Below are 24529 nucleotides of genomic sequence, written 5' to 3'. Positions count from 1 at the left end.
TGCGCTCGCTAGGGTCGAGCCGTCCGTCGACGAAGGAGCCGCCATGTCCATTCGACGTGCCACCGTCACTGCAGCCCGCGCCACTGCGGCACTCGCCACCGCCGGAACGGTGCTCGCACTCACCGCCTGCATGCCGTTCGTCACGCCGGGCGACCGGCGCACCGAGGACCGCGAGATCGACGACGCCATCGAGGTGGTGATGCAGAGCGGCGGCGACCTCACCATCCGCCTGGGCGACGAGCCCACCCTGACCGTGACCGGCGGTGAGAACCTGCTCGAGCGGCTCTCGACCGACGTCGACGACGGCCGGCTCGTGATCGGCGTGCGCCGCGGGCCGCTCATCGTCGGTGACCGCGACCTCGACATCGAGGTCACGGTCACGTCGCTCGAATCGGTCGTCCTCGAGGGCTCCGGTGATGTCACGGCCGAATTCGGCACCACCGACGAGGTCTCGCTCGACATCCGGGGCTCGGGCGAGATCGAGACCGACGCGCTCGACGCGCAGACCGTGCGCGCCTCGATCAGCGGCTCGGGTTCGATCGACACCGAGGGCACGACCGACGAGCTCGTGGTGAACGTCAGCGGCTCCGGCGACATCGATGCGGGCGAGCTGAGCGCCCAGACCGCCCAGGTCGTGCTCTCCGGATCGGGCCAGGTCTCGGTCGACGTCGCCGACTCGCTCGACGTCACCCTCTCGGGCAGCGGGACCGTGCGCTACTCCGGTCGCCCCGAGGTGCGCAGCTCGATCTCGGGCTCGGGCGAGATCACGCCCGACTAGTCCATCGCGGGCACGTGGGAGTGGATCGAGCCTCCCCGCGGTGCTGCGTGACCGCCTCCAGCATCAGGTCGCGGTCACCGTCACTCGCTCCCGATATGCCGTCGGTGCGGGCACCGGTTCGAACGTTCGGCCGCGGTCGGGTCAGGCGCGCGGCGGGGCCGTGGTGTCGCCGACGTGCAGCGCGCTGGTGAAGTCGGTGCCGCTCGCGGGCTCGCCCGAGAGCATCCGCACGATCGCCTCGCCCGCCGCGCGGCCCTTCGCGACCGACGGCTGCACGAGCGTCGTGAGGTCGTGCTGCAGGCCGTCGACGCGGATGCCGTCGAAGCCGATGACGCTCACGTCGCCGGGCACCGCGAGCCCGAGCGCCTCCGCGGCCTGGATGACTCCGGCGGCGAGCAGGTCGGACTGCGCGATGATCGCGGTCGGCCGCGTCGAGGCATCCGCCAGCAGGGCGTGGCCCGCCTCCCGTCCCTCCTCGATCGAGCTCGTCGCGGCGACCTGCACGCGGAGGTCGGGGAACACGTCGCGCGCGCCGCGCAGCCGCTCGACCGTGGTGGCGACGGTCGCCGACGACTCGTGCCCCGGCGTGAGCGGGCCGCGCGTGCGCGTCGGCTCGAACGGGAGCGTGACGGTCGCGACCTCCGTGTGCCCGAGCTCGCGGAGGTGCTCGGCGCCGCGGCGGGTGGCCTCGCGGTTGTCGATCGTGATCTCGGGGATGGCGCCGCCCGGCGCGCCCTCGATGGCGACCGTCGGGATGCCGCGGCGCTGCAGGGTCTCGATCTGGCGCTGGAACCTCGGACTGCAGCCGATGAGCACGACCGCGTCGAGCGGTGCGGTGTCGATGCTGACGGGCGCCTCGGCGTCGCCCGTGTCGGTGAGCAGGAGCAGGCCGGCTCCGAGCGGCGCGATGCCCTCGGAGAGCCCGTCGAGGGTCTGGATCTTCACCGGGTCGAGGAAGGCGGCGCGCACTCGCTCCTCGAGCACGACGCCGACGATGCCGGAGCGGCCGCGCCGCAGCGAGCGCGCGCGTGGGTCGGGCCCGCCGTAGCCGAGTTCGGCGGCAGCGGCGAGCACGCGCTCCTTCGTGGCATCCGACACCGGGCCGGAGCCGCTGAACGCGAGCGACGCCGTCGACGCCGATACGCCCGCCTTCGCGGCGACGTCGGCGAGCGTCACGCGCGGGATGGCGCCGGTCTCGGGCGCGGCTTCTGCGTTCACGACACCGATTCTACGGTCGAATCGATTCGAGCGCGCTGAACGGCGTCACACCGCGGCGAGCACGGCGTCGCGCGCGTCGGCGAACGCGGCGACGCAGCGGCGGATCTCGTCCTCGGTGTGGGCGGCGGAGAGCTGCACGCGGATGCGCGCGAGGCCCTTCGGCACGACCGGGTACGAGAACGCCGTCACGTACACCCCGCGCTCCTGCAGCGCGTCGGCGATGCGCGCGGTGAGCGCCGCGTCGCCGAACATCACGGGGACGATCGGGTGCGATCCGGGCAGCAGCTCGAAGCCGGCCTCCGTCATCAGTTCCCGGAACAGGGCCGCGTTGGCCACCAGGCGCTGCCGCAGCTCGCCCGACTCGCTCACGAGCCGCAGCGCCTCGATCGTGCCCGCGACGATCGCCGGCGCGAGCGTGTTCGAGAAGAGGTACGGCCGCGCCCGCTGCCGCAGGAGCGCCACGATCTCGGCCCGCGCGGCGACGTAGCCGCCGGATGCCCCGCCGAGCGCCTTGCCGAACGTGCCGGTCGTGATGTCGACGCGCCCCTCGACTCCGCAGAACTCGGGCGTCCCGCGGCCGTGCTCGCCGACGAAGCCGACCGCGTGCGAGTCATCGACGAAGACCAGCGCGTCGTACCGCTCGGCGAGGTCGCAGATCTCCTGGAGCGGCGCGACGTACCCGTCCATCGAGAAGACGCCGTCGGTCACGACGACGCGGCGTCGCGCGCCCGACGCCTCCTGCAGCTTCGCCTCGAGGTCGGCCATGTCGCGGTTGCGGTAGCGGAACCGCTGCGCCTTCGACAGGCGGATGCCGTCGATGATCGACGCGTGGTTGAGCTCGTCGGAGATGATCGCGTCATCGGGCCCGAACAGTACCTCGAAGACACCGCCGTTCGCGTCGAAGCACGACGAGAAGAGGATCGTGTCGTCGTAGCCGAGGAACTCCGACACGCGCTTCTCGAGCTCGAGGTGCAGTTCCTGCGTGCCGCAGATGAAGCGGACGCTCGCGAGCCCGTAGCCCCACTCGTCGAGGCCGCGGTGGGCGGCGGCGACGATGCGCGGGTCGTTCGCGAGCCCGAGGTAGTTGTTCGCGCAGAAGTTCAGCACCTCGCGCCCCGCCACCTCGATCTCGGAGGACTGCGGGCCGTGGATGCCGCGCTCGCGCTTGGTGAGCCCCGCCGCCTCGATCTCGTCGAGCTCGGCGCGCAACTGCGCCTGCACCGATCCGTACATGCTCAGACCTCTGTCCAGTCGAGGATGACCTTGCCGACGCCGCCGGAGGCGGCCGCGTCGAATGCCGCGCGCCAGTCGCGTGCCGGGTACCGGTCGCTGATGATGGATGCCACGCGCTCGCGCAGCTCGGCGCTCGTCTGCAGCATCGCGCTCATCGAGTTCCACGTCTCGAACATCTCGCGACCGTAGATGCCCTTGAGCGTCAGCATGTGCGTGACGACCTTGCCCCAGTCGATCGCGAACGGCTCGCTCGGCAGGCCGAGCAGCGCGATCCGCCCGCCGTGGTTCATGTTGTCGATCATCTCGGGCAGCGCCTTGGCCGACCCCGACATCTCGAAGCCGACGTCGAAGCCCTCGCGCATGCCCAGGCGCGGCTGCACGTCGCGGATGCGCTCACGCGACACGTCGACCGTGGCATCCGCCCCCATCTTCATGGCCAGCTCGAGGCGGGCGGGACTCACGTCGCTCGCGACGATGAACCGCGCGCCGACGTGGCGCGCGACCGCGATCGACATGAGGCCGATCGGGCCGCAGCCGGTGACCAGCACGTCCTCGCCGACGACCGAGAAGGCGAGCGCGGTGTGCACGGCGTTGCCGAACGGGTCGAAGATGGCCCCGACCTCGGGGTCGACGTCGGCGTGGTGCACCCACACGTTCTCGCCGGGGATCACGACGTACTCGGCGAACGCCCCGTCGCGGTGCAGGCCGAGGCCCTTCGTGCGGATGCACATCTGCCGGCGGCCCGCGCGGCAGTTGCGGCACATGCCGCACACGATGTGCCCCTCGCCCGAGACGCGATCGCCGACGGCGACGTCGTGCACGAGCTCGCCCACCTCGACGACCTCGCCGTAGAACTCGTGACCGGCGATCAACGGCGTGCGGATCTCGGACGAGCACCAGTCGTCCCACTGGTCGATGTGCAGGTCGGTGCCGCAGATGCCGGTGCGCAGCACCCGGATCTTCACGTCGGCGGGCCCCGGCTCGGGCTCGGGGCGGTCGACGAACTCGAATCCCGCGCCGGGCGCGGACTTGTACAGGGCCTTCATCGGCGGTGTGCCTTCTTCGTACGGGCGCCCGCGTGATGGGCCGGCGCCGGCTCGTGCGCCGAGGGTCACGGCGCAGCGTCGAGGTGACCCGCCCATCGTAGTCAGCGCAGCGAGGCGGATGACGCGGGGCGCTGGTCGCAGGGTGGCCCGGGAACTGGACGAGGACGGCGCGGTGCATGCGCCGTCCTCGATTGGGAGCATCCTCACACGAGCACGGCACGCTGCACCACCCCCCGTTTGCTGGGAGTTCGACCGCCGTCGCGGCTTGCGTGAGAGCGCTCCATCGCGGTACAGTCGAATCGATTCGAGTCGAATCGATTCGAGCCCGATCCATCCGAGACACTTCGACGACGAGGCAGTAATGTCGCAGCAGCGAGACCCAGAGACCATGACCGAACCAGAGGAGCACGCACGGGCGGCCGGCGCCGACGACACGCGGGTCGCGACATCCGCCCGCCCGCGGCGCGAGCTGGTCGCCTGGCGCAACGCGATCTTCGCGATCTTCTTCCTCTCGGGCCTGAGCCTCGCGAGCTGGGTCGCACGCCTCCCCGCGGTACGCGACGAGGTCGGCCTCAGCACGCAGGGCGTCGGGCTCGTCATCCTCGCCGGCTCCATCGGCTCGATCGTCGGCCTCATCGCCGCGCCCGCGATCATGGCCCGCGTCGGTGCCCGGCTCGGGATGTCGGCCATGCTCGTCACCGTCGCGATCGGCCTGACCCTCGTCGGCCTCGGCGGCTCGGTGCTGCCGAGCGTCACACTCGTCGCGATCGGACTCGTGCTCTTCGGCTTCGGCAACGGCGCGGTCGACGTCATGATGAACGTCGAGGGCGCCGAGGCCGAGCGCGAGCTCGGCAAGACCGTCATGCCGCTCATGCACGCGTTCTTCAGCTTCGGCACGGTCGCCGGTGCCGGGCTGGCGGCCGTGGCATCCGCCCTCGCCCTGTCGGTCTCCGTCCACCTCGGGATCATCGCGGCGGTCATCGCCGCGGCGGTCGTGATCGCGGTGCGCTTCGTGCCCGTGCGCGCCGAGCTCGGCGACGACCCGCACACCGACGCGCCGCGCGAGCCCTGGACCGTGCGCCTCACGCGCAGCCTGCGGGTCTGGGCCGACGTTCGCCTCCTGCTCATCGGCGTGGTCATGCTCGGCATGTCGTTCGCCGAGGGCAGCGCGAACGACTGGCTCGCCCTCGCGGTCGTCGACGGGCACGGCTTCGACGAGACCGCGGCCGCCGCGATGTTCACGGTGTTCACCGTCGCGATCACGGGCGCGCGCGTGCTCGGCGGGCCGTTCATCGATCGCTTCGGCCGCGTCGCCATGCTGCAGTCGCTCGCCGTGGTCGGCGTGATCGGCCTCGCGATGTTCATCTTCGGCACCGAGCCGTGGGTGCTCATCGTCGGCACCGCCCTCTGGGGCATCGGCTGCTCGCTGGCGTTCCCCGTCGGCATGTCGGCCGCCGCCGACGTCCCCGATCGAGCGGATGCCGCGGCGCGCGTCTCCGCGGTCGCCATGATCGGCTACTGCGCCTTCCTCGTGGGCCCGCCGCTCATCGGGTTCCTCGGCGAGCAGTTCGGCATCCTCAACGGACTGCTGCTGCTCCTCGGGCTCATGGTGGTCGCGGGCCTCGCGGCGCCCGCCGCGCGCGAGCGGAACCGGCCGCGTCGCGCTCGCGCCTGAGCCGCGCCTGCGGCCCCGCTCGGGGCCGCGGGTCGCAAGGCCTACCGGCCGCGGCATCCGCTCGGCAGGATGCAGGCATGACCGTGCGCGACGAGACCATGCCCGACGACCAGGCCGTTCCCGAACCGGGACGGGAGGCCGTGCCCGACGACGAGCCGCGCCCCGAGCACACCAGGCCCGAGGGCGTGTCGGATGCCACCATCGAGGCGCTCGGCAAGTACTCCGAGGCGCTCGAGGTGCTCGAGGACGCCCGCGGGTCGCTCTACCGCTTCCACCGGCTGACGGGCACGGCCGACCTCGCGATCGGCGAGGCCGTCGAGCTGTTCCGCACGGCCGGGCACCACGAGATCGCCGACCGCATCGACCGCGAGATCATCGGGCGCAACGTGCTCGAAGGGCGCTGGACGTTCCAGCTCGTCGAGGAGTACGACGACGGGTACTTCGCCGCGGTGAAGGCGTCGGAACGGGCCGCGCGCGACGAGCTGGTCGAGGGCCGGCGCCACGTCTACGAGTCCGAGATGAAGGAGCGCGAGCGCTCGCACGGGCGGCGGCACCACGAGGCGCGGCCGCACGACGGCTCGCCGCAGGGCTGAGCGCGCCGCCCGTCGCCCGCTCGCTCGCTCGCTCGCGAGTGTTGCCGTTCGCGCCGAGTGTTCCCGGCGGAACGGCGACACTCGGCGCGAACGGCAACACTCGGCGGAACGTAGACTCGTCGGGTGCGCCTCGTCATCGCCCGCTGCTCCGTCGACTACGCCGGCCGGCTCTCGGCGCACCTGCCGCTCGCGACCCGCCTGCTCATGGTCAAGGGCGACGGCAGCCTGCTGGTCCACTCCGACGGCGGCAGCTACAAGCCGCTGAACTGGATGAGCCCGCCCTGCACGCTCGCCGCCGCCGAACCCGACGACGACCAGCGCGCCGCGGGGGTCACCGAGGTCTGGAAGGTCACGCACGCCAAGACCGCCGACCAGCTCGTCGTGTCGATCCACGAGGTCATCCACGACTCGGCGCACGACCTCGGCGTCGACCCGGGCCTCGTCAAGGACGGCGTCGAGTCGCACCTGCAGCGGCTGCTGGCCGAGCAGATCGAGCTCCTCGGCGACGGCTACCGCCTCGTGCGCCGCGAGTACATGACCGCGATCGGCCCGGTCGACATCCTGGCGACGGATGGCACGGGCCGCTCGGTCGCGGTCGAGCTCAAGCGCCGCGGCGACATCGACGGGGTCGAGCAGCTCACGCGCTACCTCGAGCTGATGAACCGCGACCCGCTGCTCGCGCCGGTCGCGGGCGTCTTCGCCGCGCAGGAGATCAAGCCGCAGGCCCGCCGGCTGGCGGAGGACCGCGGCATCCGCTGCGTCGTGCTCGACTACGACGCCATGAAGGGCGTCGAGAGCGGCCACGCCCGGCTCTTCTAGCCGCATTTCCTGAGAATCACTCGGATCACGGCGCTCTAGGATGGCCCGGTGACCTCCACCTCGCCCATCGCCACCATCGCGCCGACGCGCACCTGGTCTGCGGTGCTCTTCGACCTCGACGGCACGATCGTCGACTCGGCGAGCGAGATCATGGACTCGCTGGCGCACATGTTCACCGAGATGGGCGTGCCGGTCCCCGACCGCGAGACCCTCCAGTCGTACGTCGGCCCGCCCCTGCTCGACAGCCTGCGGATGACCGCGGGGTTCACCGACGTCGACGCGTGGGAGGCCCTGAACGTCTACCGCGACCACTACGACGAGCACCTGCTGCGCTCCCCCGTGTTCCCCGGCGTCGAGGGCGTGCTCCAACGCCTGAACGCGGCGGGCATCCCGGTCGCCCTCGCGACGAGCAAGCCCGAGTCGATGGCGCGCGAGGTGCTGGCCCACCACGGCCTCCAGGACCACTTCGCGACCATCACCGGCGCGAGCGACGACGAATCGCGCAGCACGAAGGCCGACGTGGTGGCCGAGGCGTTGCGCCGGCTCCGCGAGCAGGGCGTCGACGCCGCCAACGCGGTCATGGTCGGCGACCGCGGCTACGACATCCTCGGCGCGGCCGCGCACGGCCTGCCCACGATCCTCGTCGAGTGGGGCTACGGCTCGCCCGAGGAGGCCGGCGAGGCGTTCGCCGTCGTGCACTCGGCCGACCAGCTGCGCGGCCTGCTCCTCGGCTGAACGCGCCGGCGCGGCATCCGGCCATCACGCCAGGCATCGCAGAAGCTGCGACATACTCAGGTGCGCGTCGCACGTTCCCCTGCGCGAGCCATTCGGTGATGAGGATGTCTCGATAGCAACGATTCCGCGCTGTTCCCTTCCGGAGGCTTCCCTCCGTCCCCGTTCGGGGGGCAGGATTCCCCCTACGTCCGCCCACCGGCGGACGACGTTCGTGTCCGCGGCCACCGTCGCGGGCACTCGGAGGGAGAACCATGGCAGGAACCACTCCACGCGCGCGCAGGCGCGCCGTGGCGGTACTTCCCGCGCTCGCCCTCGTCGCATCCGGATTCGCCGCCACTGGCGCGACCGGCATGGCGACGGCGGCACCGGCGGGGGGCGAGGTGTCGATCGACGCCTCGGAGCACTACATGAACTACGCGGCGCCGCACGCCGAGGCGGCATTCGAGGCCGAGGAGACGCTCGACATCGACAGCGCCGCGAAGACGGTCACCGTCAGCGGGTCCGTCGCCGAGCTGTCGACCGCGATCGACAAGAAGTACGCGCAGGGCAACCCGGTCGCGGCTCGCGGCCTCGCCAAGCTCGAGGCCCAGTCGATCGAGACGGGCAAGAGCCCGAGGGCATTGAAGCAGTCGAAGGGCACGCAGGAGGCGAAGCTCCTCACGATCCTCGTCGAGTTCAACGACCGGGCGAACGACGACTTCACCGGGACCTACGTGCCGGAGTACTGGGGCGCCTCGACCTGCAAGCCGGGCGAGGTCGTCAACGGCCCGCTGCACAACAACATCCCGAACCCCGCCGACTACGCCCTCGAGGACAACAACTCGATGTGGGTCGAGGACTTCTCGCCCGAGCACTTCGACACGATGCTCTTCACCGACGAGGGCATCACCGAGCGCGTCCGGACCGACCTCACGGGCCCCGACGGCAAGCCCGGCATCGACATCTCGGGCTACACCATGAAGTCGATGTACGAGGAGATGTCGCGCGGCGCGTACACCGTCACCGGTGAGGCCACGCAGTGGGTCACGCTCCCCCACTCCGAGGGCTGGTACGGCGCAACGCGCTGCTTCCAGAACGACGAGGGCGAGTGGGAAGCCGGCGCCTACCAGGGCATGCAGGGCCACCCCGACAACACGATCGGGGCGAACCAGCTGCCCATCGACGCGGTCGCGGCGCTCGCGAAGGCGCAGCCCGACTTCCCCTGGGCCGACTACGACATCGAGGACCAGGGCGACCGCGACGGCGACGGGAACTTCCTGGAGCCCGACGGCGTGATCGACCACGTCGTGCTCGTCCACGCCGGCGAGGACAAGTCGGGCGGCGGCGGCGCCGAGGGCACGTACGCCCTCTGGGCGCACTCCTCGGCGGTTCCCGGCGGCGCCGACATCCCCGGCACCGACCTCAAGCTGTCGAACTACATCGTGCAGCCCGAGGACTCGGGCGTCGGCGTGTTCGCGCACGAGTACGGCCACGACCTCGGCCTGCCCGACCTGTACGACGTCTCGGGCGCCGGCAGCTCCGACGTCGACTTCTGGGACCTCATGTCGTCGGGCTCGCACTCGGGCCCGATCTTCCAGTCGATGCCGACCCACATGGGCCTCTGGGACAAGTGGGTCCTCGGCTGGGCCGACCCCGAGATCGTGAACCCGGGCGACGACACCCGCACCATCAAGGTGGGCCAGACCTCGCGACCCAAGAAGGGCACCGAGGACGGCATCAAGGTCAACCTGCCCGACAAGGTGATCACGCTCACCGAGCCGCACAGCGGCGAGGAGATGTGGTACACCGGCGCCGACCAGGACTGGGCCGACCTGCGCCTCTCGCGCACCATCGAGGACGTCCCGGCCGACGCGAAGTTCTGGATGTGGAACGACTACGTCATCGAGGCCGACTGGGACTACGGCTTCGTCGAGGTCTCGACGAACGGCTCCGACTGGAGCGAGCTGAAGGTCTACGCCGAGGACGGCACGCTGGCCTCGACCGATGACGGCTACGGCGACCCGAACAACCGCATGGCCGACTACGGCGGGAAGAAGTACGGCCTCACGGGCGACTCGCACGGCTGGGTGCACCAGTACGTCGACCTCTCGGCGTACGCGGGCCAGACCGTGCAGGTCCGCCTGCGCCTGGCCACCGACGCGGCCTACCAGGACCGCGGCTGGTTCAGCGACGACTTCGCGCTGACGAGCGGCGGCACCACCGTCTGGAGCGACGACGTCGAGAACGGCGCCAACGGCTGGACCCCCGAGGTCTCGTCCTTCGTCGATTCGACCGGCCCCGGCTGGCGCATCGACACCGGCACCTCGGTCAAGGCCCAGTACTACCTGGTCGAGTGGCGCAACTTCGACGGCTTCGACGAGGGCCTGAAGTACGGCTACAACTCGATCTACAGCGACGGCGCCTGGAAGGTCGAGAAGGTCGCCTACAACGCGCCCGGTGCCCTGGTCTGGTACCGCGACACGACGTACGGCAACTCGAACCAGATCATCTCGAACGAGGCGGCACTGCCGAGCTACGGGGCGAAGGGCGGCCTGCTCATCGTGGACAGCCACTTCGACCCGCTGCAGCGCACCGGTGAGGCGGCCGTCGCCGACCCGACGCTGATGAACGCGATGCCCTCGCGTGCGCAGTCGTCGAACGCGGCGTTCGGCCTCACGCCGACGATCCCGTTCACGGAGTGCTTCATCGTCGCCGACCCGTCGAAGGAGTACTGCACCGAGATCCCGGCCCTGCCCGCGGTGAGCACCTTCACCGACGACCAGGGCTGGGTGCCCGGATTCGCCCTGAACCCGGCGACGGGTGGCCTGGCCTACCGCGACCGCGACGCCTCGGTGGTCGTGCCGTCGGTCGGCAACGCCACGTACTCGGTCCCGCTGTACCACCTCGACGGCACGCCGGCGACGGAGTACTACGGGTACGTCCACCCCGTGCTCGGCACGTTCGGCTCGGGCGACCCGGTCGATGACGGCGTGGGCTTCGGCACGGTCATCACCGTGAAGAGCGCCCTCAGCGGCAACACGGCCGCGCTGATCGAGGTCACCCCGCCGAGCGCGGGCTGATCCGGATCGCCTGACACGGCGAGGCGCCGGTCCCCTCGGGGGCCGGCGCCTCGTCGCATGCGGCGGGAGCGCTCAGCGTACGGGTGAGGGCGCCTCCGCCAGCAGCCCGTCGAGCAGGCGCTCGACGCCCCACGCGAAGCGCGCAGCGGGGTCGTCGGCGAGCTCGCGGCTGAGGTCGGCGAGCGGGAACGACTCGAGGTCGTCCCAGAGGGTGTCGGATGTCGCGGCCGGAGCTTCGGCCTCCGGCTCGTCGTCGACGGCGCGCCCGTTCGCTGCGGCATCGAACGCGACCGCGCCGAGGACGTGGACGCGGACGGCGTGCGCCGCGCGTCCCGCGGACGCGAGGTCGAGCCCTGCCGAGGTGAACGCGGAGAGCAGCTCCTCGTCGATGCGGGTCGCGTTCGGGCCGTCGAGCGGCGTCGCGAGCAGCAGTCCGACGGCCCCGGCCCGCTCGACGAGGAGTTCGCGCAGGCCCCGGGCCACCGCGAGCACTCGGGCGCGCGCGGCGGGCGCCGGGGTCGCGGCGCCGGCGCCGGAGGCATCCGTCGACTCGGACCCGATGACCAGCCGGCCGAGCACCTGCTCGACCATGCCCGCCAGCAGGGCCTGCTTGTTCGGGTAGTACGTGTACATCGCCGTGGGCGTGAGGCCGAGGGCGCCGGCGACGCCCCGCACCGAGACGGCGTCGAAGCCCTTGGTCTCGAGCAGCTCGAACGCAGCGTCGAGGATCTCGGGGTGGCTGAGGCTGCGTCTGGGTCCGGGTCTCATGTGGCCTTCCGTCGGGGCGACTCGACACACCGTACAGTGTCCCGGGCCGCCCCGCGGCGGGCTACGCCACCGGCCGGAGGAAGCGCAGCACCGACCCGCCGGATTCGGCGATGAGCGGGCCGAGCGCGGCGTTGAACCGCGCACCGTGCGGCTGCGCCAGGTGCTCCGCGAACGCCGCGGCGTCGCGATACGACTCGACGACGACGAACCGCCGACCCTCCGACGCCTCGCCGGTCGCGAGCTCGGCCACGACCGGCGGCTGCGTCTCGACGTACGAGTCGAAGACGAGGCATCCGGGCTCGGCCCGCACCGCCGCGGTGAGCTCGGCGAGCAGCTCCTCGACCTCGGCCTCGCTGCCGGGGAGCGCGGTGAACTCGGCCACGAGCTCGACGGGTCCCGGCGCGTCCATCCAGCTCATCCGCGGCTCGCCCCCGTCATGATCGCCACCGCGTCGGTCATCGAGTGCGTCTGCGGCGTGATCGTCGCGGCGCGCTTGCCGAGCCGCTGCACGTGGATGCGGTCGGCGACCTCGAACACGTGCGGCATGTTGTGCGAGATCAGGATGACGGGGATGCCGCGGTCGCGGAGGCTCTTCACGAGCTCGAGCACCTGGTTGGACTCGCGCACGCCGAGCGCCGCGGTCGGCTCGTCGAGCACGACGACCTTGGAGCCGAAGGCCGCCGCCCGCGCGACCGCGACCGCCTGGCGCTGCCCGCCCGAGAGGTTCTCGACGGCGACCGTGACATCCTGCAGCGTCGAGATGCCGAGCGAGGCCAGCTCGTCCTTCGCGCGCTGCCGCATGCCCTTCTGGTCGACCACGCGGAACACGGTCCCGAGCACGCCCTTGCGCCGCAGCTCGCGACCGAGGAACAGGTTCGCCGCGACATCCAGCGCCGGCGAGACCGCGAGCCCCTGGTACACCGTCTCGATCCCGGCCGCGCGCGCGTCCTGCGGACGCTTGAAGTGCACGGACCTCCCGTCGAGCGTGATCTCGCCCTCGTCGGGGATCTCGGCACCGGTCAGGCACTTGATGAGCGTCGACTTGCCCGCGCCGTTGTCGCCGATCACGGCGAGCACCTCGCCCGGGTAGAGCTCGAGGCTCACCCCGTCGAGGCCGACGACGCGACCGAAGGTCTTCACGAGGCGCTTGGCCGTGAGGATGGGCGTGCGGGTCGCCGTGTCGTTCGCGGTCATGCGCGTACCTTCCTGATCCACTGGTCGACCGACACGGCGGCGACGATGAGCACGCCGACGGCGAAGGTCTGCCAGAGCACGTCGAGCCCCGCGAGCGCGAGGCCGTTGCGGAACACGCCCACGATGAGGGCGCCGAGGAGCGTGCCCCAGACAGTTCCGCGCCCGCCGAAGAGGCTCGTGCCGCCGATGACGACGGCCGTGATCGAGTCGAGGTTGAGGTCGGTGCCCGCGTTCGGCGAGGCGGCGTTCGAACGGCCGATCTGGATCCAGGCTCCGAGCGCGATGATCGCGCCGGCGGCGAGGTAGACGCTCATGAGCACGCGGCTCACGCGGATGCCCGCGAGGCGTGCGGACTCGCGGTCGTCGCCGACGGCGTACACGTGGCGGCCCCACGCGGTCTTCTGCAGGATGAACGCGATCGCCACGTAGAGCAGGAGCATCATGACGACCCCGACCGTGAAGTTCACGCCGAGCACGGGGAAGGTCGCGCCCGTCCAGGTCAGCAGCTCGGGCATCTCGCCGCCGCGCACCGTCGCGCCGCCGGAATAGAGCAGGGTGAGGGCCAGGAAGATGTTGAGCGTGCCGAGCGTCACGATGAAGGGCGGCAGCTTCAGGCGCGTGACGAGCGCGCCGTTGAGCGCGCCGGCGCCGAGCCCGACCACGAGGCCCGCGGCCAGGCCCAGGATGGCGGGCAGCCCCGCCTGCACGGTCGACTGGGCGATGACCATCGAGCTGAGCACCATCACGGCGCCGACCGACAGGTCGATGCCGGCGGTGAGGATGATGAGCGTCTGCGCCACGGCGAGGGTGCCGACGACCGCGACCTGCTGCGTGATCAGCGACAGGTTCGCGGGGTTCAGGAATCGGTCGTTCAGCAGGCCGAACACGATCACGGCGACCACGAGCACGATCGCGGGACTGATCGCGGGGTACCGGTGCAGGGTGTTGCGGATGCGGCTGAGCGGGGTGGTGCGGTCGAGGAACTCCTCGGCCAGGTCGAGCGCCGAGGTCGGCGGCTCGGTGGTGTGCTGAGTCACGTGGGCTCCGTTCGGAAGAGGTCGGCTGCGGAGGTCGGGGTGGGCGTGGGCGGCGCGGACCGGCGCCGGTGCGAGGGGGCGGGCACGAGCGATCCGTGCCGGCCCGCGCCGCTCACGCGGTCACCGGGTCAGCCCCAGCAGATCTCGCTCGCCTCGGCGGTGTCGATCGACTCGACGCCGTCCTGCGGCTCGTCGGACACGAGCGCGACGCCCGTGTTGTAGAAGTCGAGGCCGTCGCTGACCTCGGGCGTCTCGCCGGTCGTGACGAGGTCGTGGATCGCCTGCACGCCGAGCTCGGCCATCTTGAGCGGGTACTGCTGGCTCGTCGCCCCGATGATGCCCTCCTTCACGGCGTCGACGCCGGCGCAGCCGCCGTCGACCGAGACCACGATGAGACCCTCGGTCGCACCCGCGGCCTTGAACGCCTCGTAGGCGCCGTAGGCCGCGGGCTCGTTGATCGTGTAGACGACGTTGATGTCGGGGTTCTGCGAGAGCAGCGTCTCGGCGGCGGTGCGGCCGCCGTCCTCGGCGCCCTGGGATGCCTCGTTGCCGACGATCTCGTACTCGCCGCCGGCGCCGCCGGCGTACTCGCCGGTCGCCGCCTCGTCGCCGTTCTTCGTCTCGTCCGCGAGGTCGATGCCCATGCCGTCGAGGAAGCCCTGGTTGCGCGCGACGTCGACCGAGACGACCTTGTCGTCGAAGAGGTCGATCAGGGCGATGGTGGCCTTCTCGCCGTCGAGCTTGGCGGCGGTCCACTTCCCGATCTCCTGGCCGGCGAGGAAGTTGTCGGTCGCGAACGTGATGTCGACCGACTCGGGGTCGGACGGGGGCGTGTCGAGCGCGATGACGTAGAGACCCGCGTCGCGGGCCTTGACGAGCGCGTCCTCGACGGCGGGGCCGTTGGGCGTGATGAGGATGCCCGCGTCGCCGCGCGAGATGGCGTTCTCGATCGCCTGGATCTGGGTGTCCTCGTCGCCGTCCTCCGAGCCGGCGGCGAGCGTGATCTCGACGCCCAGGTCCTCGGCTGCGGCCTCGGCGCCCTCCTGCATGGCGACGAAGAACGGATTGGTGTCGGTCTTGGTGATGAGCGAGACGCTGATCGTCTCCTCGTCGCCCGCCGCATCCGCGGATCCGCCGGAGGCGCATCCGGTGAGGGCGAGGGCGGCAGCTGCGGTGAGCGCGCCGGCGGCGATGAGCTGGCGGCGGAACGCGCTGTGGCTTCCGTGATTCATCGGTGAATCTCCTCTGGTGTGGGGGCCTCGTTGCCTTCCTGACAACGATGTCACGCTAGGTCTAGTTCATGCCGATGTGTATAGTCAAGACCAACCCGCTCATTGGAGACCGAATCGTGACACCGTTGTCAAACGGCGCCGCGGCACCCGAGGCCGCCCGCTCCAGGCCGACCATGCGGCACGTGGCGGCTCTCGCGGGCGTCGGCGTCAAGACCGTGTCCCGCGTCATCAACGGCGAGCCCAACGTGTCGCCCGCGACGACCGCGAAGGTGCTCGCCGCCGCGCGCAGCCTCGACTACCAGCCCGACCTCTCGGCCGGCAACCTCCGGCGGGCCGACGGCCGCACCCGCACGCTGGGCCTGCTGGTCGGCAGCGTCGACAACCCGTTCTCCGGAGCGGTGCACCGCGCCGTCGAGGACGTGGCGCTCCGCCGCGGCGTCGCGGTCTTCGCCTCGAGCCTCGACGACGACCCCGACCGCGAGCAGGAGGCCGTGCAGGCGTTCCTGCGCCGCCGTGTCGACGGCCTCATCCTGACCACCGTGTCCGAGAGCCAGGCCTACCTCTCGCCCGAACTGCGGAGAGGCACCCCGGTCGTCTTCGTCGACCGCGAGCCCGCGGGGGTCACGTCCGACACCGTTGTCAGCGACAACCGCGAGGGCGCCGCGCTCGCGACCCGCCACCTGCTCGAGCGCGGTCATCGCCGACTCGCCCACCTCGGCGACCGATCCACGATCCGCACCGCCCAGGATCGACGACGCGGGTTCCTCGAGGAGCTCGGCCGGGCCGGCGTCGCGACGCGCGACATCCCCGTCGTCGACGGGCTGCACGACGAGGCCTCCGCGCGCCGCGCGACCCTCGAGCTGTTCGACCGCGACGAGCCGCCGACGGCGATCTTCTCGAGCCAGAACCTCGTCACGATCGGCGTGATCCGGGCCCTCCGCGAGCTCGGCCGCCACCGCGACACCGCCCTCGTCGGATTCGACGACGTGCCGCTCGCCGACCTGCTCGAGCCCGGCGTCACGGTCGTCGCGCAGGACCCCCAGCAGATCGGCCGGATCGCCGCCGAGCGCGTGTTCGCCCGGCTCGACGGCGACGATGCGCCTCCCGCGCGCACGATCGTGCCGACGCGCCTCATCGAACGCGGCTCGGGCGAGATCGAGCCCAGACAGGAAGGTTGAGTCGATGTCGCAGCCCACCGCCTCCCCCGCCCGCATCGCCGTCGTCGGCGACGCCCTCATCGACGAGCTCCGCGACGCCTCGGGCTCGCGGGAGTTCGTCGGGGGCGCCGCGCTGAACGTCGCGGTCGGGCTCGCACTCCTCGGCGAGCAGGCCACGCTCGTGGCGATGCTCGGCGACGACGAGCCGGCCGCGCACATCCGTGCCTACCTCGACGACTTCGGCGTTCGCCTGGTCGCGAGCCCGTCCGAGCACGGCACGTCGCGTGCGGTCTCCATCCGCACCGACGGCGAACCGCGGTACGAGTTCAACGAGGCGGCGCAACGGCGTCGGCTGACGTTCGACGACGCGACCCGCGCCGCGCTCGACGAGGCAGATCTCGTCGTCGTCAGCTGCTACCCGTTCGACGACGACGAACAGGTCGCCCTCCTGCTCGAGGCGACCCGCGACCCCGAGCGCCGGCTGGTCGTCGACGGCAACCCGCGGTCGGGCATGATGCACGATCGCGACCGCTTCCTCGCGAACTTCGAGCGGGTCGCCGCGCGATCGCTCCTCGTCAAGGTCGGCGACGAGGACGCCGACCTGCTGATCGAGGCGCCGCTCGAGGAGTTCGTCCGGCGACTCGGCGGCGGCACCCGCGAACCCGGCGCCGCTCCGGCCGCCGGCCGGCCCGCCGTGCTCGCGACCGCCGGGCGCCGCGGCGCCTCGGTGCACCACGGCGACCTCGAGGTCGAGGTCGGCATCGTCGACCTGCCCGGACCCGTGATCGACACCATGGGCGCGGGCGACGCGACGCTCTCGGCGATCGTGCACCACATCGCCGCCGAGGGCGTTCCCGCCACCGCCGAGGAGTGGGCGGGCGCGCTCCGGGAGGCCATGACGATCGCCGCCGCAACCGTGCGTCACGAGGGCGCGCTGCTGCGCACCGGCGTCGTCCCGGCGCAGCTCGGCAGTTGAGAACGCTCATTCGGGGGTCTTGCGGCGCAACAGGTGGATGGTCGTAGACTCGGCCCCAACCGCTGATGGCGACATCGGCGCGGTGCGCCGCTTGGCCGGCGTGACGCCCCCGCCCCCTGGAGGCGCCGGTCGACGCACCCGCTGCGCTTGAGGCGAGCCCCAGACCGACGGCGTGCAACCCCATCGCGCGTCGCCTGACGTACGAGCGCGGCTTCGCGCCACCGCCACCCCGGCGGACGGAAGGAGTGGATGTGCAGGACGCCCCCGGCAGTCATCCCGCAACGACCCCGCTCCTGCTTCCCGTCGTCGAGGCCCCCACCGACGCCGAGCTGGTCAGCTCGGCACGTGCCGGCGACGCGTTCGCATTCACGCGCCTGTGGCGCCGCCACGAGGCTGCAGCTGCGACGGCCGCCTCGGCGACGCCCGGCCGAGCCGATGTCGAGCAGGTCGTCGCCGCGGCGGCCGCGCTGATCGCTCAGGGCATCCGCGCCGGCGGCGGACCGACCGGCGCCGCGCGTCCATACGTGCTGGCCGCGGTCCGCGAGGCGGCGGCCACGGCCGACGGACGTTCGGCCGGGCCCGTCGAGGGCGACCCGTCCGTGCTCGCACCCGACGAGTGGTACGCGGAGGCCCTGCCCGACGGCATGCGCGCCGGCGCCGCCGTGGCGGTCGCCTTCTCGAGCCTGCCGGCGTCCGCGCAGGAGGCCCTGTGGCTCGCCGAGGTCGACGGACGGACCGCCGCCGAGATCGCCGCCGAGCTCGGGCTCTCGCTGCCGCGTGCGGAGGGGCTGCTGGTCGAGGCCCGGAGCGGCCTCGATGCGGCCTGGGCCGATGCCGTGGCGGCGACCGTGCCCGAGGACTCCGAATGCGCGCGCATCCTCGCGCGACGCACGCAGGCCGACCGCGCGACCGAGCGCCTCCGCCCCAAGGTCCGCGCGCACCTCGAGACCTGCGCGAGCTGTCGCGCCGCCGTGGGCGATGCGACGGCGCTCGCGCGGCGGCTGACGACGACCCTTCCGATCCTCGTCCTGGGCGGGGCCGCCGGCACGGCGTTCCTCGAGGCCACCAGGCCCGGGTCCTCGGCGGCCGCGCTCGAGCCGGTGCCGCCCATCGACGATCGCGGCACGGTCGCGGCGATCATCGGCGCCGTCGGTGCGGCCGCGTCGGCCGCGCACCCGGGCGGCGTCCCAGACACGACCACCGCAGCCCCCGCCGGCCGGGCGGCGGTCGCCTCCGTCGCCCCGGTCGCCGATGGCGCCCCGGCCATCGGCCAGGGGGCCGTCCGCGTCATCCCGCGCCGGAAGCTGGCCGTCGTCGTCTCTGCGCTGGGCGCCGCGGCTGCGGCCGCGGCGATCCTGGCGTCCGTCGCGCTGAACGGCTCGCTGCCCACGGCCACGACGGGGATCCCCCAGGCCGGCGGGTCGGCCGATGTCGCGGCGCAGGCGCCCGACATGCAGCCGCCCGAGGTGGTTGCGACCGACGTGCCGCCCGAATCGGGCGCGGGTCCCGATGCGGGCGCTGACGCGCCGCCCACCGCCGACACCGAGGCGCCGCAGTCCGGTGCCGAGCCCGACGGCGGCTCGATCGACGGGTCCGCCGCACCCGCTCAGCCGGCGCCATCGCCGTCCGAGACGCCGTCGGGTCCGAGCGTGTCGCCGGGTCAGCCCGGCGAGGAGAACCTGGTGAGCGCGCCCGGTGGACAGGCCCCGGGGTCGCCGATCCAGACCGAGCTCGGCAAGCCGGGCGCCAACGGCTGGCGGACCATGACCCTCACGGGCACGCCCGGTGCCGCCTACACCGTCACCGACGGCGGTGACGTGCTGTACTCGGGCGTCCTCGACGCCGACGGCACGGTCGAGCTGGCCGTGCGCGGATCGACCGCGAACCTCTCGGTGCAGTACGGCTCGCTCGCGCTCACCGCCGGCGTCGAACCGGAGAACGCCCAGTAGCGCCGGAGCACCGCCAGGCGCACCGCGCACGGCGCTCCGCGCACCGCGCACCGCGCATCGCGCCTCGCGCATCGCGCCTCGCGCATCGCGCCTCGCGCACCGCGCCGCGCGCACCGCACCGCACTCACCGGACGGCACCGCACCGGCAGACGACGGCCGCGGACGCGCCATCCCCAGGGCCTTGATTTGTCCGCTGGACAGTGCGTAGCATCGCCGCCGAATCTGACAACGATGTCACTCACTTGACGTGACGCGCGCGATGAAGGGCGAACCGGACGATGACGACGGTATCAAGACGTAGGGCGATCAGGCTGGTCGCGGCGGCCGCCGCGACCATCGCCCTGGCATTCGGGACGATCCATCCGGCGACCGCAGAGGAGGCGAGCGTGGCGCCGGCCGACGAGCAGTACCGTCCGGCCCTGCACTTCACCCCCGAACGGAACTGGATGAACGACCCCAACGGCCTCGTGTACGACGACGGCACGTGGCACCTGTTCTTCCAGCACAACCCGTACGGCACGCGCTGGGGCAACATGAGCTGGGGCCACGCGACGAGCACCGACCTCGTGCACTGGGAGGAGCAGCCGGTCGCGATCCCGCAGACCTTCGACGAGCACGGGACGGCGACCGAGGACATCTTCTCGGGCTCGGTCGTGGTCGACGAGACGAACAGCAGCGGGTTCGGCTCGACCGAGGATCCGCCGATGGTCGCGATCTACACGAGCGCGTACACGCCCGCGCACCCCACCCACGCGGGAGTCCAGGCGCAGTCGCTCGCCTACAGCACCGACGACGGGCAGACCTGGACCAAGTACGAAGGCAACCCCGTGGTCGACCGCGGCTCGGCGAACTTCCGCGACCCGAAGGTGATCCGGTACACCGACCCGGAGTCGGGCAAGTCGTACTGGGTGATGGTCGCGGTCGAGGCGCTGCAGTACAAGGTCGTGCTCTACCGCAGCGACGACCTGAAGACGTGGACGCACCTCAGCGACTTCGGCCCGGCCAACGCCACGGGCGGCATCTGGGAATGCCCCGACCTGTTCCCGATGGCGGTCGACGGCAACCCCGACAACGTCAAGTGGGTCATGGTCGTGAACCTGAACCCGGGCTCGGTGGCGGGCGGCTCGGGTGGCCAGTACTTCGTGGGCGAGTTCGACGGCACGACCTTCACGTCCGAGAGCACCGTGACCGATGACACCCTGCCCTCGGGCGACGTCTTCGCCTCGTTCGACGACGGCACCTGGGGCGATTGGACGGTCGGGAACGAGGCCGGCAACTGGAAGGACGGCCCGTGGGGCCTCGCACCCGCGGCCGGCACGCTGCCCGGCCAGAACCCGGTCTCGGGCTTCGTCGGCGCGGGTCTCGTCAACGGCTTCAACGACGGCGACTGGCCGGTCGGCACCCTCGAGTCCCCGACCTTCACGGTGGAGCAGGACCACGTGAACCTCCTCGTCGGCGGCGGCAACCACCCGCACGTCGAGGGCACGCAGCTCGGCAACGAACCGCCCGCCGGTCGCCTGCTCTTCGACGGCTTCGAGCTCGCGGATGGCACGACCCTCGCCGACTCCGGTTGGGAGGTCACGGGCGACTTCGCGACCGAGCCATGGCGCAACCCGTCGACCGTGGGCGGCGACCACTACCTCGGGCAGAAGCGGCTGAACACCTGGGAGGGCGGCCCGAAGGGCGACGACAACCTCGGCGACCTCACCTCGCCCGCCTTCACGATCGCCGAGGGCGAGGATCACCTCTCGTTCCTGATCGGCGGCGGCAAGCGGCTCAACGGCACGCTCGAGGTGCGCCTCATCGTCGACGGCGAGATCGTGCGCACCGCCACGGGCCCCGAGGCCGGCCAGCTGAACTGGCAGTCGTGGGAGGTCTCGGAACTCGCCGGGCGCGAGGCGAGCTTCCAGGTGCACGACGACGCCACCGGCGGGTGGGGCCACCTCACGGTCGACCACCTCGTCCTCGGCGCCGCGCCGGCGCAGCCGCGCTCGGACGAGACCTCCGTCAACCTGGTCGTCGACGGCGAGATCGTGCGCAGCGCGACGGGCCGCAACAGCGAGAACCTCGACTGGGTGAACTGGAACGTCAGCGAGTTCGAAGGCCGGCAGGCGTCGATCCGGATCATCGACAACAACCGCTTCGGCTGGGGTCACGTCCTGGTCGACCAGGTGATGTTCGCGGATGTCGCGGCGGCGCCGCGCATCGAGGGCTACGACTGGCTCGACTGGGGTCGCGACTACTACGCGACCGTGTCGTTCTCGGGCGCGCCCGACGGCCGTCGCGTGATGCTCGGCTGGATGAACAACTGGGACTACGCCAACGACATCCCGACCGGCACGTGGCGCAGCGCGATGGCCCTGCCGCGCGACGTCGAGCTCGTCACCACGGATCGCGGACCGCGGCTCGTGCAGCGCGTGGTGCCCGAGTTCGCCGAGCTCGAGCGGCCCGCGATCGCCCACGCGGATGGCGCGCGGCCGATCGCCGAGGGCGCCGAGACCCTGCCCGTGGCGGGCGACGTGCTGCGCATCGACGCCGTGATCGCGCCGGGCGACGCCGACGCGGTGGGCCTCAGCGTGCTGGCCGACGACGAGGCGTCGACGCGCATCGGGTGGGACGCGACATCCGCCCGCCTGTTCGTCGACCGCCGCGACTCGGGGAACACGGCCTTCCACCCATCGTTCGCGTCGTCCGACGACGCGCCGGTCGCCCTCGCCGACGGCAGGATCTCGCTGACGGTGTACGTCGACCGAGCCTCGGTGGAGGTGTTCGCCGACGGCGGCCGCACGACGATCACCGACCAGGTGTTCCCGAACGCCGGCGCCGACGCGATCGGCCTGTGGGCCGAGGGCGGCGACGCATGGCTGGAATCGCTCACCGTGACGCCGATGCACGGTGCCATGTACCGCGAGGCGGGGGCGGATGGCGCGACCGCCGCTCCGCCCGCGGCGGAGGTGTCGGTCCTCACGGGCCCCCGGCGCGGACCGGACGCGGACGGCGACTACGTCGTGAAGGTCAAGGTCGGCAGGGGGCAGCCCACCACGGTCGTGCGCCTGGTCGAGGACGGACGCGTGGTCGAGCGCGCCTACCGCGAGGCCGACTCGGCACGAACGGTCGAGTTCGCGGTCACGGACGCCGCGCCGGACGAGCACCGCTATCGCGTCGAACTCGAGAACTCCGCCGGCGTGACCGACGGGGGTGAGCTCGTGGTGACGGTCGCCGGCTGACCCGGAGCGGGCGGGATGCGGCAGCGCTGAGCGCCGCATCCCGCCCGCCACGGTGCTCGGGCGACTACCTGAGCTTGCCGCCCGGGTTGACCGCGAGGTTCGCCGGGACATCCGCCCAGCCGCCGAGCCCGCCGTCGCCGTAGGAGTAGTCGACCGTGGACGTCGCGCCCTCGAGGTCGATCTTCACCGTCGGCCCGAGCGTGCCGCCGCGGACGAAGTCGTCGTGCGTGCCGATCGTGTCGATGAAGGACTGGACGAGCCCGCCGGGCATGACGTAGTGCGAGTACGCCTGGAACGTGCCCGGGTGCTGGTTGTAGTCGGGCGCGAACGGCTGGCCCGCGGCGAAGTTCAGGTTCGTCGGGTTGCCCAGCGCGAGGCCCGAGCCGCCGTTCAGCGGCTGGAAGTCGCTCCGGATGCCGTCGCCGACGAAGCCGTAGACGCCCTCGGGACCGTCGATGCCCGCCGCGTAGGTGCCGCGGTGGCTGATCGTGAACAGGTAGTACTTGCCGTCCTTGATCACGAACTGCGGGCGCTCGGTCTGGTCGGTGACGCAGTTGGCCGAGAGGATCGGGGGCAGGAACTCCCACTCGGTGAGGTCCTCGTTCGTGGCCTTGGCGAGGCCGATGTTGCCGATCTGGTAGGTCGCGCCCGAGGCGTTGACCTCCTCGACGGTCTCGGCATACGGGTCGCCCTCGCGGTAGCCGAGGTCCTCCTCGGTGCACTTCGCCGCATTCCGCGGCATGGCCGAGTTGCCCTCGAAGACCATGAAGGTCTCGCCCGGGTGCGCGGGGTCCTCGAAGGTGAACGGGTCGCGGAAGTTGAAGAACTCGTTCTGCTCGCCGGTCTGGTAGTAGGTGCCGTCCGCCTGCAGCAGGTCGATCACCGTGTCGAAGCCGGTCAGCTTCACGCCGTTCGGCGTCGCGTGCACCTTGCCGACCGACAGCGCGAGGCGCGGGTCGTACGGCTTGATGTTGGAGCCGTCAGGGTTGCGGTAGAACGCCACGTCCGTGAAGAACAGCTTGATCTCGCCGCCCTTGAAGATGCGCGCGGAGCCCGACCACTGGGTCTGGTGCGTGAAGGACTGGTCCTCGAAGATCTCGCCGGTCACGCCCTCGTCGAACACGAGGCCGCCGTAGGTCCAGCCGCCGTTCTCGGGGCGCTCGTCGGCGGGGATGCCGGCCGGCCGCGAGAAGTAGCCGATCTTCGCGTAGTGGTGCCGCTCGTCGAAGCCGAGGCTGCGGTCGGCGACGAGCGAGAAGATGATCTCCTGGCCGTTGACGCTGTACTGGTTGCCGTCCTCGTCGGTCAGGGGCCAGGTGTCCCACACCCAGACCTCGCCGTTCGACATGTCGGGGAAGTCCTGCGGCACCGTCGGCATGGTCACCGACTGCGGCATCGAGTTCTCGCGCGAACCCGCGTCGGGGTCGGACATCCGCTTGATCTGGCGGGCGTCGGCGCGGGTCCACTTCGCGGTGAAGTCCGACTCCGGGTCGAACGCCTCCTGGGTGTGGATGGTGGGCTCGGGGCCGGGCTGGAGCTCCGGCTCGGCGACGGCCACGGCCGCGCCGGTGAAGAGCGTCCCGACCACGACGCCGGCCGTGGTGAGCGCCCCGAGGAGCGGGCGCCTGGAGCGCCGGGTGAGTGTCGACATGATGTCGCCTTTCGTAGGGTGCGGTGCCGCTGCGCGGGATGCGGCGGCGGGCGGCGGGCGGGTGCCCACCGGTGGGGATCGTCCGCGGGGTGCGGCGATCGTGGGCGGATGCCGCGTTCCGCGAGGTGTCGCGGAAGCCGGCGTCCGACCGGGTCGTGCCCGACCCGTTCGCGTCGGCGAAA

The 24529-nt window shown here is 71.9% G+C and carries 19 protein-coding genes; 10 read left to right on the top strand and 9 right to left on the bottom strand.

What is annotated here, in order from left to right:
* Nucleotides 1-43: 43 nt before the first annotated feature.
* Complete coding sequence (locus AC3RKB_RS06330) at nucleotides 44-778, top strand: head GIN domain-containing protein (RefSeq protein WP_491435176.1); 735 nt, start codon at nucleotides 44-46, stop codon at nucleotides 776-778.
* 141 nt (nucleotides 779-919) lie between these two features.
* Here the strand turns inward: AC3RKB_RS06330 and AC3RKB_RS06325 are convergent, their stop codons facing one another.
* From AC3RKB_RS06325 to tdh, 3 genes are read right to left on the bottom strand one after another with little or no spacing between them, the layout of a single operon-like run.
* Nucleotides 920-1996 (bottom strand): LacI family DNA-binding transcriptional regulator, encoded by a 1077-nt coding sequence (locus AC3RKB_RS06325; protein WP_491435175.1) that lies wholly within the window; start codon nucleotides 1994-1996, stop codon nucleotides 920-922.
* 45 nt (nucleotides 1997-2041) lie between these two features.
* The gene (locus tag AC3RKB_RS06320) at nucleotides 2042-3229 is read right to left on the bottom strand and encodes a glycine C-acetyltransferase (protein ID WP_491435174.1); all 1188 of its coding nucleotides are present in this window, start codon (nucleotides 3227-3229) and stop codon (nucleotides 2042-2044) included.
* Nucleotides 3230-3231: 2 nt separating this feature from the next.
* Nucleotides 3232-4275: an L-threonine 3-dehydrogenase gene (gene tdh / locus AC3RKB_RS06315; RefSeq protein WP_491435173.1), complete on the bottom strand. Its 1044-nt coding sequence runs from the start codon at nucleotides 4273-4275 to the stop codon at nucleotides 3232-3234.
* A 361-nt stretch (nucleotides 4276-4636) separates the two neighbouring features.
* On the opposite strand from tdh, the gene AC3RKB_RS06310 reads away from it, so the two are divergent.
* The 5 genes from AC3RKB_RS06310 to AC3RKB_RS06290 all read left to right on the top strand — a co-directional run bounded on the left by AC3RKB_RS06310 (nucleotide 4637) and on the right by AC3RKB_RS06290 (nucleotide 11156).
* Nucleotides 4637-5950, top strand: coding sequence for an MFS transporter (locus tag AC3RKB_RS06310; protein ID WP_491435172.1), 1314 nt, complete (start codon nucleotides 4637-4639; stop codon nucleotides 5948-5950).
* A 98-nt stretch (nucleotides 5951-6048) separates the two neighbouring features.
* Nucleotides 6049-6543 carry a hypothetical protein gene (locus AC3RKB_RS06305; RefSeq protein WP_491436768.1) on the top strand — a complete coding sequence of 165 codons (495 nt, stop codon included), beginning with the start codon at nucleotides 6049-6051 and terminating at the stop codon, nucleotides 6541-6543.
* Nucleotides 6544-6666: 123 nt separating this feature from the next.
* Nucleotides 6667-7362, top strand: coding sequence for an endonuclease NucS (nucS, locus tag AC3RKB_RS06300; RefSeq protein ID WP_491435171.1), 696 nt, complete (start codon nucleotides 6667-6669; stop codon nucleotides 7360-7362).
* A 48-nt stretch (nucleotides 7363-7410) separates the two neighbouring features.
* On the top strand, nucleotides 7411-8097 hold the full coding sequence (locus tag AC3RKB_RS06295; protein ID WP_491435170.1) for an HAD hydrolase-like protein: 687 nt from the start codon (nucleotides 7411-7413) through the stop codon (nucleotides 8095-8097).
* Nucleotides 8098-8384: 287 nt separating this feature from the next.
* Nucleotides 8385-11156 (top strand): immune inhibitor A domain-containing protein, encoded by a 2772-nt coding sequence (locus AC3RKB_RS06290; RefSeq protein WP_491435169.1) that lies wholly within the window; start codon nucleotides 8385-8387, stop codon nucleotides 11154-11156.
* A gap of 72 nt (nucleotides 11157-11228) precedes the next feature.
* Here the strand turns inward: AC3RKB_RS06290 and AC3RKB_RS06285 are convergent, their stop codons facing one another.
* The 5 genes from AC3RKB_RS06285 to AC3RKB_RS06265 all read right to left on the bottom strand — a co-directional run bounded on the left by AC3RKB_RS06285 (nucleotide 11229) and on the right by AC3RKB_RS06265 (nucleotide 15387).
* Nucleotides 11229-11924 (bottom strand): TetR/AcrR family transcriptional regulator, encoded by a 696-nt coding sequence (locus AC3RKB_RS06285; protein ID WP_491435167.1) that lies wholly within the window; start codon nucleotides 11922-11924, stop codon nucleotides 11229-11231.
* A gap of 61 nt (nucleotides 11925-11985) precedes the next feature.
* The gene (locus AC3RKB_RS06280) at nucleotides 11986-12342 is read right to left on the bottom strand and encodes a putative quinol monooxygenase (RefSeq protein ID WP_491435166.1); all 357 of its coding nucleotides are present in this window, start codon (nucleotides 12340-12342) and stop codon (nucleotides 11986-11988) included.
* On the bottom strand, nucleotides 12339-13118 hold the full coding sequence (locus AC3RKB_RS06275) for an ATP-binding cassette domain-containing protein (RefSeq protein ID WP_491435165.1): 780 nt from the start codon (nucleotides 13116-13118) through the stop codon (nucleotides 12339-12341). Before AC3RKB_RS06275 ends, AC3RKB_RS06280 begins: the two co-directional genes overlap by 4 nt.
* Nucleotides 13115-14155: an ABC transporter permease gene (locus AC3RKB_RS06270; RefSeq protein WP_491435164.1), complete on the bottom strand. Its 1041-nt coding sequence runs from the start codon at nucleotides 14153-14155 to the stop codon at nucleotides 13115-13117. The genes AC3RKB_RS06275 and AC3RKB_RS06270 overlap by 4 nt, the downstream gene beginning before the upstream one ends.
* Nucleotides 14156-14283: 128 nt before the next feature.
* A complete protein-coding gene (locus AC3RKB_RS06265) occupies nucleotides 14284-15387 on the bottom strand; it encodes a substrate-binding domain-containing protein (protein ID WP_491435163.1) in 1104 nt (367 codons plus the stop codon).
* A 116-nt stretch (nucleotides 15388-15503) separates the two neighbouring features.
* Between AC3RKB_RS06265 and AC3RKB_RS06260 the strand changes: the two genes are divergently transcribed.
* The 4 genes from AC3RKB_RS06260 (at nucleotide 15504) to AC3RKB_RS06245 (ending at nucleotide 22696) form a co-directional block, all read left to right on the top strand.
* Nucleotides 15504-16565: a LacI family DNA-binding transcriptional regulator gene (locus tag AC3RKB_RS06260; RefSeq protein ID WP_491435162.1), complete on the top strand. Its 1062-nt coding sequence runs from the start codon at nucleotides 15504-15506 to the stop codon at nucleotides 16563-16565.
* Nucleotides 16566-16569: 4 nt separating this feature from the next.
* Nucleotides 16570-17520 (top strand): carbohydrate kinase family protein, encoded by a 951-nt coding sequence (locus tag AC3RKB_RS06255; RefSeq protein WP_491435161.1) that lies wholly within the window; start codon nucleotides 16570-16572, stop codon nucleotides 17518-17520.
* A 251-nt stretch (nucleotides 17521-17771) separates the two neighbouring features.
* Nucleotides 17772-19469: an RNA polymerase sigma factor gene (locus tag AC3RKB_RS06250; RefSeq protein WP_491435160.1), complete on the top strand. Its 1698-nt coding sequence runs from the start codon at nucleotides 17772-17774 to the stop codon at nucleotides 19467-19469.
* Nucleotides 19470-19747: 278 nt separating this feature from the next.
* Nucleotides 19748-22696 carry a GH32 C-terminal domain-containing protein gene (locus tag AC3RKB_RS06245; protein WP_491435159.1) on the top strand — a complete coding sequence of 983 codons (2949 nt, stop codon included), beginning with the start codon at nucleotides 19748-19750 and terminating at the stop codon, nucleotides 22694-22696.
* A gap of 64 nt (nucleotides 22697-22760) precedes the next feature.
* Here AC3RKB_RS06245 and AC3RKB_RS06240 read toward each other — a convergent pair whose 3' ends face one another.
* Entirely contained in the window at nucleotides 22761-24347 is a 1587-nt protein-coding gene (locus AC3RKB_RS06240; protein ID WP_491435158.1) for a glycoside hydrolase family 68 protein, read from the bottom strand.
* Nucleotides 24348-24529: the final 182 nt, after the last annotated feature.

Source organism: Agromyces capsici (assembly GCF_058349965.1).
The sequence above is the reverse complement of the archived record's forward strand: the minus strand, read 5'-3'. Positions and strand labels throughout refer to the sequence as shown.